Source organism: Cytobacillus solani (genome assembly GCF_001420595.1).
Classification (GTDB): domain Bacteria; phylum Bacillota; class Bacilli; order Bacillales; family Cytobacillaceae; genus Cytobacillus; species Cytobacillus solani.
The window spans coordinates 4501823-4519062 of sequence record NZ_LJIX01000006.1 but is presented as its reverse complement, the minus strand read 5'-3'; the positions used below and the strand labels follow the sequence as shown (position 1 = coordinate 4519062).

Genomic DNA, 17240 nt, shown 5'->3' with positions numbered 1-17240 from the left:
AACGATTGCGTCAACATCGGTTCGCTCTCGCTCACCGTGTTTTCTTTATCGAAAGAACCGGTCCTTCTGCGTTTGTACGGCGATGACCAAGGCGCTTGTGCTTTTCTTATTTAAAAACCGAATAAGGTATTTTCACTTCCGGCATCCCAGCTGCATAGGCGGCCACTTCATATTCGAAGAATTTCACTACGACCCCATTATCGTAAAAGTAAAAAGGGCGATTATTATCGATAGTGATTGAAGAAAGCGAGTCAGTAAAGATCATTCCTATTTTTTTATTTTGATTGAGCAGGTCAGCTTTTGCGTAATTTTTCATTTTTGTTAAGGCGCTGCTGCTCTTAGCTGTGCTCGTTAAGGAAATTTGGTTTCCAGTCAGCATATCGAAATTATATGCTTTCACTGTTGACATTCCATGAGCACCGCCTGTATACATGTAATCGTAAATAAGAATGCTAAGCAGGTTATTTTTATTATATTTTACTTCATAACTTACATCATATTCATAGGAAAACCTATACTCTTCATCCGCAGGAACATCGTAGCCGTGTTCATTATAATAATCCTCACGATGGGCAAACTCATCCTCTTCTAATTTTAATAAGGATGTATAAGAAGCATCCATGTGATTTTTTATAGCCGTGTTAATCTTTTTCTGAGCCTCACTGCTGATTAAGCCTTCAACTTGCGGATAATTAAATGACCCCTCAAATGTTTGTTTAGAAAGAGTAACACCTAACGCCTGGAGTTTTACTTTAGAAGGAGTTTCATATTTAACAGCTGAAGATTTCTTAATAAAAGCTCCGCCACCAACACCATAAAGACCTCCGAAATCACTTTTAAATGTATAGACGCGGTATTCTTCCCCTTTTTTAAGCTTTCGAATTTCTACTAAGCTTTTTTGATCTTTACTGTATGTCCATAGCTGAGAATTATTTAATAATGTGGCTTTTCCTATTTGTCCCTTCTTCAGCTCTGTTTTCCCCCACATCACACTTGCTTGTGCAGAACCGATAGGCAGCATAGATAGAGAGAGAACAAATACAAATAATAGACCGAGTAATTTTTTCTTCATTCCAAAACCTCCCATTAAATATATTCTTAATATACTAGGGAAGTTTTTTTTATACAATCAAAAAGGGAAAGGGTATACAGCTGTAGTTCACATATCATGAAAAAAGGGTGGGACAAGGAATCTGACCCTCTGTTCCCTTGAAGGTATAAAAAAAGAATTAGCCTTCGGAAGATCCGATGACTAATTCAAAGTTAGGTAAGCACGCCGGAAAAGTAAACTCATTTGTTTACACATGCTAGCGTACAGTTACTATTGTATACTAGCAACTCGAATCTGTGAATGTGGAAATTATGGAAGTTATTTGTGATATTGTTGAAAATTGTATTAAAACGTCATAAATTGTTGATTTATTAGGCTTTAATTATAGGTATAACGTACTAATTTTACATTCTATTAACACGAGATTAATATTTATAAGATATAATAGAATTGAATTTTCAAAAAACAGGAGGTAAGTCATGCGAAGGTTTAAAAAAGGTTTTGCTGTTATTGTCTCTTCTTTAGTCGTATGGTCCGGATTTGGCGGACAGTTCACTGCACTTGCAGATAGTACTTCGGCTAGTGCCGCAACAAAGAAAATCACAATTTTGCATACAAATGATACCCATGGCCGTGTGGAAGAAGGCGATGGAATGGGATTTGCAAAGATTTCTGCGCTTGTGAAGCAATTTGAGAGTGAGAATCCAAACACTTTGCTGCTTGATGCAGGGGATACTTTGCATGGAACGACATTTGCTACTGTGAGCAAAGGCGATAGTATTACAGAAGTCATGAATACGGTCGGCTATGACGGAATGGCTGCTGGTAACCATGATTTTAACTATGGGTACAAGAGATTGCTAGAATTAGAAAAGAAAGTTAATTTTCCTGTATTAAGTGCAAACGTTCGTCAGGAAGATGGAACAAACTTATTAAAACCGTATGAAATTAAAGAAGTAGACGGCATTAAACTAGGCATCTTTGGCTTATCTACACCGGAAACACATTACAAAACACATCCAAAAAACGTTGAGGGATTAACGTTCACTGATCCTGTAAAAGAAGCACAGGCAATGGTGAAGGAATTAAAATCCCAAAATGTTGATATGATTATTGCTGTGACTCACTTAGGAATTGATGAGTCAAGTACAGAAACATCTATTAAAGTGGCAAAAGGTGCTCCTGGCATCGACCTCATTGTTGATGGACATAGTCATTCCACTCTTGTCGAAGGGCTAAAAGGAGAAAATGATACACTGATAGTAAGTACAGGTGAATATACGAAAAATCTAGGTGTTGTTGAATTAACATTTGAAGATAAGAAATTAACGAAAAAAGCGGCACGTTTGATCTCGAAAGAAGAAGCAGCGAATGTGAAGCCTGATCCAGCTGTTGAAAAAGTGATTAAAGATATTCAAACAGCACAAAAAGAAATTTTGTCAGAAGTAATTGGCAAAACAGATGTACAGTTAGATGGAGAGCGTGAACAAGTCCGTGTAGGCGGAACCAATCTTGGGAATTTAATTACAGATGCAATGGTAGATATGACTGGTGCGGATATGGCTGTAACAAATGGCGGCGGAATCCGTGCATCGATCAAAAAGGGAGACATTACGAAAGAGGATGTTATCACTGTTCTGCCGTTTGGCAACTATATCGTGACAAAGGAATTAACGGGTGCTCAGATTAAAGCTGGCATTGAAAACGGGGTAAATGCTTACCCAGAATCAAAAGGTGCATTCCCGCATGTTTCTGGTTTAACTTTTGCTATTGATCCTGCTCAAGCAGTTGGTCACCGCGTGCATTCAATGAAGATTAAAGGGCAGCCAGTTGATATGAATAAGAAGTACTTAGTCGCAACAAATGATTTTATGGCTGCTGGCGGAGATGAGTATACTTCATTCAAGGATAGCCCGATCGCAAACGAATTCCCTGCTTTAGATGAGGCATTAATTGCTTATATTCAAAAATTAGGCTCTGTGAACGAAAAGTATGAAGCTCGTATTGTTGAGAAAGCCATTGAAAAAGAAGAAGTAAAACCAACACCAACACCAACACCAGTACCAACTAAGAACGTTTACTGGGATGGTCTATTAATGAAGAAAGGCCAAATTGGCCGTGTCACAATTGAAAAACCAATCAACCTTTGGAAGCGGGATGCAAATAACAAGCTTACTTTTGTTCGTGTCCTGAAGCCTGGTGAGCAATACAGAGTATATAACCAAGATAAACTTTACTTTGGTCAATATGGAGTAGGTGATGGACATTACATCACAAACATCAAAGGACTAGTAAAATATGAAACACCTTCTAAAAAGAAACTAGCTGAATTGAATAAGTAATTCTGCTACTAGAAGCAGAGAGATGTCCATCTCTCTGTTTTTATTTAAAGATAAGAACGTATAACTTTGGAATTAGAGAATTGTCTAGCTCCAGCGCCTATCACCTATCAAACTTCAGGACCCCTCCCTACGATAAGTCGACATCAATTCGCTTCTCTCATTGTGTCTCCTTTATCTCAGTCGTGCCCCTTCCAGTTTGTACGGCGATGATCAAGGCGCTTGCGCTTTTCTAATTCTAGTATTGAAAAACACCTTTACGGTCATTTAATTTTACGAGAAAATAGAAAGTAAGTATGAAGATTAGAAATGATCATCTAGAAAACAATCGTAAGGGAGAAAGAAATGAAAAAAGTTTATTTATTGCTGTTTGTTTTATTTATGGGTCTGATTCCAGCTGTATCTGCAGAAGCTGCTAGTGAAAAAGTAGCCATAGAAGGGAATTCTATATTAACAGCGAAGCAAATGGGGGATTTTGTCTTACTGAAAAAGCCAGATCCTAAGTTAACGACTGTCGATATTTATAGATTAGCAGATTTATATTTGTCGATTGGACGGATGGAAGGAATTCGCGGAGATATAGCTTTTGCGCAAGCCATTCATGAAACGGGATTTTTCCAATATGGCAACGATGTGTTACCTGAGCAAAACAATTATTCTGGCATTGGTGCGGTTGGCGGCGGAGCACAAGGAGCTTTTTTCAATACGCCTGAGGAAGGTGTGCGTGCACAAATCCAGCATTTAAAGGCATATGCGAACAATGAACCGCTTGTAACTGAGAAAATTGACCCTCGATTTGATTATGTAAAGCGAGGAATTGCACCTTATTGGACAGATTTAAATAATCGCTGGGCTGTTCCTGGGAATGGATACGGCGAAAAAGTTTTAAGTATTTTTGATGAGATGAAGCAAATTAACTTAGCGATTCCAAATGTAAGCAGTGAGTGGACATCGAAGCTTCCGGCAGCATCCGTGTATTTGAAAGCAGATATGCCGCTTATTAGCCCGGATGGGAAAACAGAAAAGATCTTGAAAAAGGGTTTTTCCTACAAAGTATTCGGTACGTTAGGCAACAATTATAATCTGGGCGGCAATTATGTCATCGCTGCCAATAGCAGCAAGATGAGTGTTTATATTGGCCGATTGCATATTAAGAGCAAAAATATCGATTTATATAAGCCGGATGGCAATGTTCACCGTAAAATGATTCCTGGTGAAATCGTTAAAGTATTTAGCTATGATGAAAAGGCATACTATGTCGGTGGCGGTTATTATATTAAAAAAGGCACAGATGTTTCTTTTTACAAAGGGACGATTCAAATAAAAGCGGACAGTCCGCTAATAGATGCATCAGGTAATACAGCTAAAACACTGAAAAAAGGACAAGTATTTAGAGTATATGCCATCAATGGGAACAAGCTAGACCTAGGCGGGGGCTACTACCTAAATTATGACAAAATAAAACACGTCTATGCAAACAACTAACTGGGTGCCAGGCAAGCTTCCTGAACAAAATAGTTATGAAAGGAGATTCACATCTTAATAGAGATGGATGAATCTCTTTTTTTTATTGGTGTATATCATAACTTGTGAACAATTTCCTAATTTCGTCAATTTTAGGGTTTAAAATGGGAATTGAGACAATATGTGGGTTAAAATAGAAGTAGAATTCGTTTGGAGGTACAGCTTATGGTCTATTACGTGCAACTTATTAAGGGGTTGCTGCATCCAAGTAATTTCTCCTATCAAATGGAGAAAGCGGAAGAAATAAGAGGGCTTTGGAAAAAGGTTGTATTCCTCATTTTATCAAGTATTCTTATATCTGCTATTGCTGGTTACTACGGTGTAGGATTGGACATTCTAGCAAAAGAAATTACAGGAATACCTCAGCAGGAGCTTGAGGCAAAGAAGGTAATAGCAGGAATCGGGAAGGTTATATGGGGAGCGGGCTTTGCGGCATTTGTCCTCTTCGGCTGGTCAATTATTCTGTGGGCTTTAATGGACCTTCCATATAAGAAATTGGTTGTTATTCAATTATTTGTGCTCATTATTTTACTGCTTGAGAAAGCTGTCCTGCTCCCTTTCAATGTTTCACTAGGGATCAGTTCTGAATTCTCTCCATTTGGGTTAGGTGTAATGGCTAGATATATTACATCGAATATGATTGTCGTATATCTCTTATCACATATCTCAATTTTTAAAATATGGGTGATTATTTTCCAATATGTATGCATAAAGAGGATGAGTGAAAAGAACCCTAAGGTTATTTTCATTCTAATTGTTTGTGTAAATTTATTCTTTTGGTTAATTTCAACGCTATTATCCTATTTGAAAATTGAAAGTCTTATATAAACAGGTGGTGATTACTTGAGAAAGCACATCAAAAAGCTGCTGGTAGGGGCTGGAATTCTATTCATTTCCGGGAATATCTACCTCATTTTGAAAGATCAATCAAAGATTGAGCGGTCCGCATTTGTTGATCAATATTCAGCAGCCAAAAAAGAGGATATCAAAGAAATGCTTCATAAGGAAGGTGTTGTTTCACCATCTGATAATTACCATTATTACTATGATGAAAAAATGGGCTCTTTTAAACAGTTTTTTGTGAAAAAAGGAGAAGAGGTAACAATAGGGACTCCTTTGTATGAATATATTTCGGCTGATATTGAGGCAGATCGTGTCCGAATGGAAGCCGAAATTACTAAGATAGAAAACCAGATTTCAGCTATAGAAGATCATATTTCAGAGCTTACCCGCTATAGAGATTCGTTAATGTTTGAGGATGAAGAGAAGGCGGAAGGACGAGCAATTATACATAGCGTCGAGCAGGATATATATGATAAAGAATTACAGGCAGAAATGTTAGGGAAAGCAGCTGAAAAGTATGAACAGGAATTAGAAGCGCTTCAGGCAAGCGAGGGGAAATTAACCGTTGTTAGTGAGTATGAGGGCATTGTTAGCGATGTGAATGTCGGCTTAGAAAATCCGCTGATAACAATCAATTCTCTGACTCCTACGATTCAAGGCAGCTTTAATGAAGAGGAACGGCTTCAGGCAGAAGCTGGAATGACGGCTATCCTTTCCTCTAAGTTAATGAAGAATACATGGAAGGGGACATTACAAGAGGCAGATAATCTTCCAGCTGAACATGCTTCTGAAAAGAAGAAAAGCTACTATCCATTTACGATTCAATTGGATGAAGAGGCACCTCCAGATTTACTTCAAGGGTCTCATGTGAACATAAGACTTATAACAAAGGAGGTGAACGGAGCAATAATGGTTCCAAAGGAGTCCATTGTGAGGAATAAGAAGAAATCCTTTGTCTGGCTTATTACAGCAAGCGGAAGGCTAGAGCAAAGAGAAATTAAAACTGGCATGCAATCCGGTTATCAAGTCCAGGTCAAAAAAGGAATCGACGCTGGTGAAATAATTGTCAGTCATTCCAATTCTGTTCAAAAAGAAGAGGGGCCATCCATTATCACCCCACTTCATCCTTCCAAACTAGAACTCTCTTCAATGAAAGCAATCGAAAAAAAACAAATAGCTAGATATATAGCAAAAGGAATCCTTTCGCGCTAACGGTGTTCACAAGCGGATCTATTTGTACATATTGTGCAGACCCCATGTTTAATGGACACCACGAAGTATCTGCCTGTCGAAATTAGTAAAAAGTTTGAATAGGATAACGCTTGCTATTATTTGGTAATTATTAGTAAGATAAAGGGAGTACAGAAAATAGGGGGATACTATGAAAAAATGGGTTAGAAATGCCTTATCGGTTACAGTAGGGCTTGGCTTAATTTCTACTAATCTAGCAGCAGGAACGTCAGCCTATGCCGAAAAAAAATCAGCGAATGTAGCAGCGATACACGTAAGTAATCCACAGCTTCAGAAAAAGCTGGACTTGGCCAATGAAAAGGCTTTAAGTGAGGATACGATTGTTATTAAATATTCGAAACCGCTTACTCAAGCAGAGCATCGGATAGCAGGCGGAACATTGCTTAAGAACTTCCCTACTCTTAACTACGCGGTTGTTAAAGTAAATAACAAAAAGAATCTTCAAAAGGTAATGGGAAAATATAAAGGATTTGCGCATGTAAATTCAGTGAATCCAAGTGCACTGTACAAGCCTTTAAATGTAAAAGATCCAAAAGTGTCTGAGCAGTACTATATTGATATGCTAAATCTGAATAAAGCTCACCAGCTGGCAGGGAAGAATAAGGTTACAGTTGCTGTCATTGACCAAGGTGTAGACATGCAGCACCCAGAGTTGAAAGGGAAGCTGCTGCCAGGCTATAACGCAGTAAATCCGATGAATCAAGGAACTCCTGATTTCCACGGAACACATGTGACGGGAATTATCGCCGGCAATAAAAATAATGGCATTGGCGGCTTTGGCGTAAATCCAAATGTAAACATTCTTCCAATTGATGTCTTTGATCGCGGGTATGGAGCATATGACTATGCGATTGCAGATGGAATTTTACACGCGGTGGATAAGGGTGCCAAGGTAATCAATATGAGCTTAGGCGGACCAATGAAATCGCCAGTCATCGAGGAAGCAATCAAAAAAGCATTAGAAAAAAATATTACCATCGTTGCAGCAGCAGGAAATGATGGGGCTGCAGTAGTTAATTATCCAGCTGCATACGAGGGAGTTATTAGCGTCGGATCAGTGAACAAAGAAAAGAAACTATCAGACTTCTCCTCATATGGACCATCAGTTGATGTGGTTGCACCTGGAGATGAAGTGTACAGCACGCTCTATGATTATGAAAAGAAGTCAAGCTTTGTTAAAATGAGCGGTACTTCAATGGCTTCTCCAATGGTAGCAGGTGTTGCTTCGTTGCTTTTATCAAAAAATCCAAAATTAACACCAATGCAGGTGGAGTATATTTTAGAGCATACAACAGAGGATTTAGGAGATAAAGGGTTTGACGTTAAATACGGAAATGGACTCGTTAACCCGGTTGCCGCGCTTAATTTTGATATGAAGAAACTGCCAAATTTAACAAACAAAGATTTGACAGTTAAGGAAATTCTAGAAAAGGCTGAAGAAGTAGACTTAGCGAAAACTTCTATTATCAATGGTGTCATTACAAAACCATTTGAAGAAAAATGGTACCAAACAGAGGTGAAGGCTGGGGAGTACATTCAATTCTCTCTAGAGGGTGCAAAGCAATTTGACTACAAACTCCTTATCAACTCACCTGACGGCAAAGAAAAAGTTGATGTCAATAAAGTGCTGGATGGAAAAACAGAAGGCAAGCTTTATAAGGTTCCGGCCTCAGGAAAGCTCACCTTTGCTGTGAAAGATGTGAATGGAAGCTATGATGATTCGAAAAGTCAGCAATCCAAGTACAATCTCTCCGTGAAAAAATATACAGAGCTGCCAAAGGATGAATCTACACTTGAAGCACCGATTGATCTGAAGCTGCCGTATAAATCCGGAAAGGAAAACTTTACTTTGATCGGTGAAGAGGGCGACGATGATTATTACCGTTTCTCTGTTGAAGAGGAGCAAGTCATTCGTGTTGACCTTTCAGGTATTCCAGGGGTAGATACAAGTATAAGTGTTTACGAGAAATGGCTTCCAACTGAAACAGCTGAAGGGGATGTGCAAGATATAGAGATGCCTGAGATGCCAGCTGAATTCCCTGAAGAACCAACCTACTATGGGAATAATAAAGGCAAGGGTGAAGGCGAAACATTATCCTTTACTGCCAATCCTGAAACTGAATTATTAATTAAAGTTTCGAACAAAGAGAGCAACTATTTCGGCATTTTTGATTTCTTTATGAATATGGGCATGATTGAAGAAGAGCAAAGCCCTGAATCTTCAGCAATCCCTTATCAGCTAAATGTGGAAGGGAAGGTTCTTCCTCCAGATGAGGATTCATTGCCAGTATTTTTCTCTGAGGAAGAGGAAATGAGCATGCTTGAAAAACAGCTGGGGCTTATTTCAACGACTCCAGAAAATGAGGAATTTGATTATGTCCAAATGATTAAGGACGGGGCACTGCCTTATAAAATGGGTGATTCCGCAACAGGATATCTTCAATCACTAGAGGATGAAGATTGGTTCAGCCTTACGCCAGAAGAGAATGGAATCTATGAGTTCCTTTTATCTGATAAGGATGCTTCCGTTCCAATGCTAGGAATCTATCAAGTGAAGGAAGAGAAGGACCAAAACGGAGAAGAGTACTCCTATGTTGAAGCGATTGGTACGAATGAATATTCGTTCTGGCTAAATGGGGAACTTGGTACTTCCGTGTATACAGGATTAAAGAAGAATGAAACGTATTATGTGAAAGTAAATACGAATTACTATAATGGCAGTATTTCATTTGATCCTTATAAGTTCACTTCCAAGCTTGTTGTGAAAAATCCACAGGATAAATATGAGGACAATGATAAGCCAGAAAATGTGAAGAATCTTGCTTCGAATGTGATCGAAGGAAACTTTGCTATGCCAAATGACCAAGATGTCTTCTATTTTGAAAGCAAACAAAATGATATTTATGGTATTACATTGGAAAGAAAGAAAGTTAGTGAGAAATTTAAATCCCAGTATCCGAAAGAACTGCTGGATCCGTTCTATGGTGTTTTAGTAGTCGTAGAGGATAAGAATAAAAACCGTAAATTGGATGATGAGGAAATTGCCAACTCGCAATATATTCAAAAGGGTGCGTCTGAAGGAAAAACTTTTGGTTCCTTCAAAGCTGAAAAAGGCAAGAACTACATTATCACAGCTTCTGCCTATTTCGAGGGCTTTAACCCATTCTCATTAATCCCATACGTATTAACGCTTAATCCGGTTAATAAAAACGATGAGGATAAAGGTTCAGTTGTGAAGAATAACATCCCATCTAAGCCGCTAAAACTAAATGCAAAGTCTGCTAAGCATCTGCAAGCAACTGGTCATTTAAATGCGGGGGTTCCTTATGGAGATGAAGATTGGTACGAATTGAAACTAGACAAAAATACAAAAGGAACCATTGAACTAGCTACAGGCATTGAGGTAGATGGGGTTATTTCCCTCTATAAAAATGGCAAGCTTGTTTCAACAGCCGATTACTATCTAGCAGGGGATAAGGAAGTTCTAAGCTTTGACCTTAGCAAAGGTACCTACCATATTAAGGTGCGTGATTCATTCGGCAATACCACTTTAAATCCGTACACATTAAATGTTTATAAAAATTAATATAATGTGATTCAAGTTGAAATGGTTGCCTGTGGGGTATTCGTTCAGAATCGTAATCCTTCTTTGGATTGCTGGCTGAGCGTGTGCCCCGCAGGCTTTTCAGCTAGTGTTTTTTGACAGAAAAGTCTCTATCTTTTTCCCAGGAATCGACATACAATAAAGATACGAGCTGGAGGGATATCATTTGAAAAAACTAGTTTTTATATTTGCTGTATTCATCCTTTTTCTATCGATACATCCCGAGGATTCCAAGGCTGCGACTGTGTATTGGGATGGAGTCGAGCTGAAAAAGGGACAAATTGGGCGTGTCACAGTAGTCAAACCTATTAATCTTTGGAAAAGAACAGAGGACGGTCTTCAATTTATAAGATTGCTTCAGCCTGGTGAGAAGTATCGCGTATACCGAATGGACGAGCTTTATGGCGGCCAATATGGGGTTGGAGGAGATGCCTATATTACGAAAGTGAAGGGGCATGTTATTTATGAAACGCCATCAGCTACTAAGCGCAAACTATTAGATTGTGATCAGAAATGCCTTGTTGAAAACATAGTAACTCTTCCGAAAGAAGATTATGATAGGACAGCTGTTGAGCAAGTGAAAGAGCGATTAGGGCATTTGCCAGAACCTATTTTAATGCAGCTTATTGATCATCAAATACATATCGTTCTAGTAAATGGTCCGATTACTGATACAGCGGAATATGCCCACCTAAAAGGTGTTGCCCCAAGAGGCTGGGAGGATACGAATAAAACATGGGATGATGTTCCTGGAGTCGGCGGTGGAAAAGCGGTCGTCGTTCGAATAGGGTATAGTGAAAAGGGAAGTGGACATGGTTCCATTAATTTAGAACTGCATGAGCTAGCACATTCTGTTGATAGTATACTGAAGAAGCATGTATCCTCTTCTAATGCTTTCAATGCGATTTGGAATATGGAAAAAGGAAGATTGTTCCTGAATGAGAAGTATTTCCTTAATTATCGTGAGGAATACTTTGCAGAAGCATTTGCGCTATATTATCGGGATGATAATTCCAGAGCAAAATTGCAAAGGATGGCACCGCTAACCTATCAATTTATTGAAAGTTTAATTTAGCAAAAAGCCTGTGGGAGCAGCCCTCAGGCTTTTTGCTATTTTATTGGCCGATGGCCCGAAAACAAGATGAGTGGCTGATAAACTAGGAAAGTGGCCCGAAAACAAGAGGAAGTGGCCGATAAATTAGGAAAGTGGCCCGAAAACTAGTGAAAGTGGCCGATAAACTAAAAATTTGACCGGAAAACAGCACAAAGGACCGAAAAACGAACAAATTCTTCAAATTAATAGCTACATATCAAATAATGTCAGCTCCCATCCTTTGTTTATTAGTTCAAAAGTCGTTTTATCCAGTTATTTGTCCAATTATCTGGGAAAATGTCATATAATAATAGAATAGTATATAGAAGGAGAGGGAAAATGACGAAAAAGTGGATAGTTAAGGTAGTAGTAATTGCAGCATTGATTTTTGGTTTAAGCTCTCAGGCTTCAGCAAGCGAGCCGAAAGTTTATTGGGATGGACTTCTTATGGTTAAAGGCCAAGTGGGGAAAATAAAAGTGATTAAGCCTATTAATCTATGGAAAAGAGATGGAAATAAGCTTGTGTTTGAACGGGTATTAAAGCCTGGTGAGCAATATCGTGTGTATCGCTATGACAATCTCTTTGGGGGCCAATATGGACTCGGAGGCGGTTATTATATTACGAAAATGGCAGGGTATGTTGACTACCGAACACCATCTAAGAAAAAGCTGGCAGAGCTTGAAGCTGCATATAGTGGCGGTGGAACAACAACGAAGCCAATAGGAAATCTTTCGATCGGAAAAGTGACACAGCAGCAATCAAAGAAGATCGCTCCTGGTGTAACAGAAACAGAGCTTTCAGTAACGAGCAACAGAGGAAAGCAGAAAATTTATACAGTTGAGTATGACGGAAAGACAGAGAAGATTAGTTTAGAAACGGCTTTGGCAAAAGGGCAATTATACGGATTTGAACCTGTATCAAAACAAGCAAATAATGCCCAAACGCCAGAGAAACATGTAGTAGCGGGTATCAACGGTGACTACTTTGATAAAAATGGTCATCCAGTAGATCTAATGATACAAAAAGGCGAAATTGTTGCTACGAGTCAGACGCCATTAAATGAATTAGCTGTTTTCGGTGTAACAAAAGAGGGCAAGCCATTAATAGGCAATCCACAATTGAAAATTTCTGTTCAAGTAAATGGACAGAATGCGTATTGGATTAATTCTGTTAATAGAACTAGATCGGCCAACCATCTTGTACTTTATACACCAGCTTTTGCAAGCTCTACACGTACAAATAATCTTGGAACAGAAGTGGTTGTCAAAACGGAGTCTGGTCAATTAAACGGACATAGTGTGTTAACAGGCACAGTTGTTAGAGTGGTGGAGAATGTAGGAGATGAGCAGCTAAACAGCGGGGAATTTGTGCTTTCTGGCCACAATTTCGGCAGTGATTACTTAAAAACAATTTCCGTTGGGGACAAAGTTGAAGTAAAGGCGGATTTTGGGTCAAATGATTGGAACCAAGTGGTGGAAGCGTTAAGCGGCCGTTACCACTTAGTGAAAAATGGATCAGTTGTTAAGCAGACTGTTGTAGGTGTTCACCCAAGATCGGCAATTGGAATTAAAGCAGATGGCGGAATTGTCACGGTCGTTGTTGATGGGCGTAATGCTCTTCACAGTGTAGGTCTTTCCTTAGCGGAAATGGCTACTGTCATGAAGGATCTTGGTGCTGTTCAAGCATTTACCTTTGATGGCGGCGGATCTTCTACAATGGTTATAAGAGATCATGGGAATGATTCCGTTTCAGTAGTTAACAAGCCTTCAGATGGGGCAGAGCGTTCCGTATCCAATTCCTTATTATTTATCAGTCAATGGATGAAGGGACCTCTTAATCAGCTTGTCGTCAATCCGAAGGAGCTTACTTTGTTTGCAGGTGCTACATATAAGGATTTAGGCATTACTGTTAAAGGAATGGATCAATTCTATAATGCGGTTCCTGTTTCACAAGTAGCATATAGCTCTCCAGCATTGAAGAAAAATGCAGATGGCAGCTATATAGCTTCCACTTCTTTAAGCAATAGTGAGATGACTGTTTCATCTGGTAATATTAGCAGCAAGATTAAAGTGAATATAATTAATACGCTTGATAGCATCCAAGTGGATGAAAAGGATGTCATCGTTGAAAACAACACGATTTATAAGATTCAGCCGAAGGGCATTTATAAAGGCAAGACAGTGATTACCGATCCTGCATTGTTCAAATGGAGTGTATCACCAGCGAGTCTAGGTACAATTAATAATAAAGGCGAATTTAAAGCTGGATCCGCAAAAGGAACAGGTACGATTACTATATCCCATGGGAAAGTTTCAGCAAAAATTGCCGTAACAGTAGGAACACCTGAACCAATTCTTATTGATGGCTTTGAAAACGGAGTAGCAAACTATAAGGCATCTGGAGCAAGATATAAGAGTGTGAACTTAATCCAGGATCCTTTAAGCAAAACGGGAAAATCATCAGCGAAGCTAAGCTATGACTTTACAGGTACTTCAGGGACATCAGGCGCTTATATCGATGCTATTAAACCGATCGCTATAAAAGGCAACCCGAAAAAAATTGGCATGTGGGTTTACGGGGATGGCAAAGGGCATTGGCTAAGAATGCAGCTGAAGGACGGCAGCGGCCAAGAGATTCAGCTTGATTTCACAAAGAATTTAAATTGGACTGGCTGGAAGTATATAGAAGCAGCTGTTCCACAAAATATCAAAACACCATTAGTCATTGAAGCTCCAGTGCGTTACATGGAAACAAATGATGCAAATAAAAATAGCGGTGCCATTTTTATTGACCAAATTCAAGCTGTTTACAAATAAATAAAGAATGGATAAGAGGCCAAATTTCTCCCTGATTTTTTATTTTGATTTGGGGAATTTGGCCCTTGTTATGATTGCACTTTACAAAAAATGTTATTTGTATTGGTTTGATTTGTCATTTATGATATGGTACGCTAGTACAAGCAATTCTATTTTGTGCTCTTTTATGGGATAATTTATAGAAACCCTTTTCGTTGGAGGGAAAAGAATGTCAATGGGTTCGAATAATATGGAACAAGTAAGAAAGCAGTTTGAAAAAGATCCTCCCAAAATTATTGGGGGTTATAAAAGGCAAGGCTGGGCTCAAAAGGCTCTAGATAAAACCGAGAATGAAGATATCGAACAAGAGAAAAAAGGTTTTATTACAGCAAAAGCAATTCTTGAAGCAAAGGATGGCAGCTATTATCCGGCCTTTTTATTAATTGATACGAAGAAAAGCGGAAAAATTAAAGATGCTTTTTTTCTTTCTGAGGCACAGGAGCAATTTAATCTCATTCCATTAGAATTAGCTTTAGAATTTATGGACAAAGACGCAAGTGACTTAATGCCTTTTCGATATAGAACACTCGGAAAAGTTAAAGGGGATCAATTCCAAAAAAATTGGCCAGACTTTTCGTAAACCTTCTTACATGGTAAGAAGGTTTACTTTTTGTTATAGTAAACGTAATTTTTCATAAAAATGGGATAATATGGCTAGTTCTTTAGTAGAGTCTTTCAAAATCACTCAAATTGTAACATCCCTGTAATATAACAAGAATTATTTAATAGATTTGAAATGATAAATTACCTGAAAATAATGTAAAATCATACTTGTAGCGATAATATACGACATTCTTCTTATTTTCGGGAGGTTTAAATGAAGATTTTAGCGAAAGTAGTCATTACGGGGGCATTGCTTCTTCCGGCAGTTTTCGGAGCAGGCAGCGCAAGTGCATCTAGTACGGATGATCTAGTAGAATATAGCAAGAAATTCATTGGAACTCCTTATGTTTGGGCAGGAGAATCACCAAAAGGCTTTGATTGTTCAGGATATATTACATACATATATGAAAATTTTAATGTGAATAATTTACCTAGAAGTTCTGCAGACCAATATAATGTTGGCGAAACTGTTGCTAAATCAGATTTAAAGCCAGGGGATGCTGTTTTCTTTAATACATCTGGATCTGGCGTATCCCATGCAGGGATCTATATTGGCGACAATAACTTTATTCATGCATCAACTTCTGACGGCGTTAGAATCAATAGTTTAGACGATAAATATTGGAAAAATAAGTACGTAGGTGCGAAACGATTCACAAACTTTGATGCTCCACCACCGCCGCCGGGAGAGTTCAAAGGACTTGAAGTAAAGTCTGGTCAAATAGGTGTAGTAGAAATTAAAAAGTCTATTAATCTATGGAAACGTGATAGCAATGACAAATTAGTTGTTGAAAGAGTACTTAAAGCTGGAGAAAAATATCGCGTGTATACATATGATGATAAGCATGGCGGTCAGTACGGGCTTGGCGATAATATGTACATAACGAAAATGGATACACATATTGAGTACTTTTCATTGTAAGAAAAGCGCAAGCGCCTTGGTCATCGCCGTACAAACTGGAAGGGACGCGACGGAGATAAAGGAAACACAATGAACGAAGTGAATTGATGTTGACTTATCGTAGGGAGGGGACCTGAAGTTTGATAGGCGATAGGTGCTGGAGCTAGCCAATTCTCTAACTTAATAGTCGTACTTTCTAATTTTACCCAAAAAAAGAGGTCTGAAGCTTAGCTTCAGGCCTCTTCTTTCATATTAACAGCTGCATTTTGAGGAACATAAGTCTTCCATTTAGATAGATCTAGATTTTCCTTTGTTATCGCTGATTCTGGGAAAACAAAGGTCCATGGTTTGCATGTTTGGCTCTTGATTTCAAGGTTATTTAATTGAAACCCAGCCTGGGCAACAGCTTCTCCGGAAGCATCTTCGAATACTAGTGGCAGGTTTTCAATCGTAATGCTGCGGTTGCTTGCATTGCGGATTAGTAATGTGGCAGCCAGTCCTCTTCCTTCGATCATTTTTGCCTCTAGTCCCATGAAATTAACTTCTCCTTCACGTAAAGGCGGAAGGTTCTTTACAATGTCTTCTAAATGTTGTTTCTGCTCGTCACTAAAGGCTTCTTTCCAGCTATCCTCAAGATCGAGTGGAAGAACGTCTGGAGCTTTTTGCTTCAGTTCAAAAACAACCTTCCAATTATTCTTAGGAATTTCATCTACGAGTTTATTCTCGTTTTCGAATAAGAATCTCCATGGTCTGCAAGAGTTAGGAGGCAATTCACCGAATAAGTCCATTTCAAAGCTCTTTCTAGCTAATCGTTCATTATCGCCATTCACAATAACTAAGTCAATTACCTCGAAGCTTACAGGCTTAGGAAGGGAGCTTCTTAAGAAAGCGGTGATAACGAACCCGCCATCATATTCGTATAAATTAATGCCATTAATGGCAATTTGGTTTGGCTGAAGCGTTGGCAATTTTTGATGGTTATATTGGAACACATATTTTTCTTGCACGCTCAAGTCCCATTCTGGGTGATAAGAAAGCTCTGTTTTTATTCCTTCTTCATTATCTGTTGCGCGAATATCTAATGATTTATTTTCCTCTTGCCCGTTTACATCTTTATTTCCCTTATTAAAAATCCCCATAAGTCGTTCAGTCCCCTTTTAAAAGGAATAAGGCGA

General features: G+C 38.7%; 10 protein-coding genes and 2 pseudogenes. 10 read left to right on the top strand and 2 right to left on the bottom strand.

All coding sequences use genetic code 11. The features are described from left to right. Positions 1-106: 106 nt before the first annotated feature. A complete protein-coding gene (locus AN957_RS24315) occupies positions 107-1072 on the bottom strand; it encodes a DUF3298 and DUF4163 domain-containing protein (protein ID WP_053478704.1) in 966 nt (321 codons plus the stop codon). Between the two features lie 458 nt (positions 1073-1530). Between AN957_RS24315 and AN957_RS24310 the strand changes: the two genes are divergently transcribed. The 10 genes and pseudogenes from AN957_RS24310 (at position 1531) to AN957_RS24270 (ending at position 16086) form a co-directional block, all read left to right on the top strand. Beyond that, complete coding sequence (locus AN957_RS24310) at positions 1531-3393, top strand: bifunctional metallophosphatase/5'-nucleotidase (protein WP_056686588.1); 1863 nt, start codon at positions 1531-1533, stop codon at positions 3391-3393. A gap of 342 nt (positions 3394-3735) precedes the next feature. Continuing rightward, positions 3736-4875, top strand: a complete 1140-nt coding sequence (locus tag AN957_RS27245; protein ID WP_075209249.1) for a glucosaminidase domain-containing protein — start codon at positions 3736-3738, stop codon at positions 4873-4875. Between the two features lie 204 nt (positions 4876-5079). Further along, on the top strand, positions 5080-5742 hold the full coding sequence (locus AN957_RS24300; protein WP_053478706.1) for a hypothetical protein: 663 nt from the start codon (positions 5080-5082) through the stop codon (positions 5740-5742). A gap of 15 nt (positions 5743-5757) precedes the next feature. Further along, positions 5758-6969, top strand: coding sequence for an efflux RND transporter periplasmic adaptor subunit (locus AN957_RS24295; RefSeq protein ID WP_056686585.1), 1212 nt, complete (start codon positions 5758-5760; stop codon positions 6967-6969). Between the two features lie 169 nt (positions 6970-7138). Continuing rightward, entirely contained in the window at positions 7139-10594 is a 3456-nt protein-coding gene (locus AN957_RS24290; RefSeq protein WP_056686583.1) for a S8 family peptidase, read from the top strand. Positions 10595-10856: 262 nt separating this feature from the next. Beyond that, a pseudogene (locus AN957_RS29300) lies at positions 10857-11105 on the top strand (hypothetical protein); the annotation flags it as partial. Between the two features lie 30 nt (positions 11106-11135). Further along, a pseudogene (locus AN957_RS29295) lies at positions 11136-11687 on the top strand (anthrax toxin lethal factor-related metalloendopeptidase); the annotation flags it as partial. A 357-nt stretch (positions 11688-12044) separates the two neighbouring features. Beyond that, positions 12045-14522 (top strand): phosphodiester glycosidase family protein, encoded by a 2478-nt coding sequence (locus tag AN957_RS24280; protein WP_056686580.1) that lies wholly within the window; start codon positions 12045-12047, stop codon positions 14520-14522. A 208-nt stretch (positions 14523-14730) separates the two neighbouring features. Beyond that, positions 14731-15141, top strand: coding sequence for a hypothetical protein (locus AN957_RS24275; RefSeq protein ID WP_075209246.1), 411 nt, complete (start codon positions 14731-14733; stop codon positions 15139-15141). Between the two features lie 237 nt (positions 15142-15378). After that, positions 15379-16086: a C40 family peptidase gene (locus AN957_RS24270; protein ID WP_053478710.1), complete on the top strand. Its 708-nt coding sequence runs from the start codon at positions 15379-15381 to the stop codon at positions 16084-16086. A gap of 212 nt (positions 16087-16298) precedes the next feature. Here AN957_RS24270 and AN957_RS24265 read toward each other — a convergent pair whose 3' ends face one another. Beyond that, positions 16299-17204, bottom strand: coding sequence for an accessory Sec system S-layer assembly protein (locus AN957_RS24265; RefSeq protein ID WP_056686579.1), 906 nt, complete (start codon positions 17202-17204; stop codon positions 16299-16301). Between the last annotated feature and the right edge of the window lie 36 nt (positions 17205-17240).

What these genes read in the sequence shown, in the direction of transcription:
- AN957_RS24315 (WP_053478704.1), bottom strand. Translation starts at nt 1,072, where the DNA reads ATGAAGAAAAAATTACTCGGTCTATTATTTGTATTTGTTCTCTCTCTA.
- AN957_RS24310 (WP_056686588.1), top strand. Translation starts at nt 1,531, where the DNA reads ATGCGAAGGTTTAAAAAAGGTTTTGCTGTTATTGTCTCTTCTTTAGTC.
- AN957_RS27245 (WP_075209249.1), top strand. Translation starts at nt 3,736, where the DNA reads ATGAAAAAAGTTTATTTATTGCTGTTTGTTTTATTTATGGGTCTGATT.
- AN957_RS24300 (WP_053478706.1), top strand. Translation starts at nt 5,080, where the DNA reads ATGGTCTATTACGTGCAACTTATTAAGGGGTTGCTGCATCCAAGTAAT.
- AN957_RS24290 (WP_056686583.1), top strand. Translation starts at nt 7,139, where the DNA reads ATGAAAAAATGGGTTAGAAATGCCTTATCGGTTACAGTAGGGCTTGGC.
- AN957_RS24280 (WP_056686580.1), top strand. Translation starts at nt 12,045, where the DNA reads ATGACGAAAAAGTGGATAGTTAAGGTAGTAGTAATTGCAGCATTGATT.
- AN957_RS24275 (WP_075209246.1), top strand. Translation starts at nt 14,731, where the DNA reads ATGTCAATGGGTTCGAATAATATGGAACAAGTAAGAAAGCAGTTTGAA.
- AN957_RS24270 (WP_053478710.1), top strand. Translation starts at nt 15,379, where the DNA reads ATGAAGATTTTAGCGAAAGTAGTCATTACGGGGGCATTGCTTCTTCCG.
- AN957_RS24265 (WP_056686579.1), bottom strand. Translation starts at nt 17,204, where the DNA reads ATGGGGATTTTTAATAAGGGAAATAAAGATGTAAACGGGCAAGAGGAA.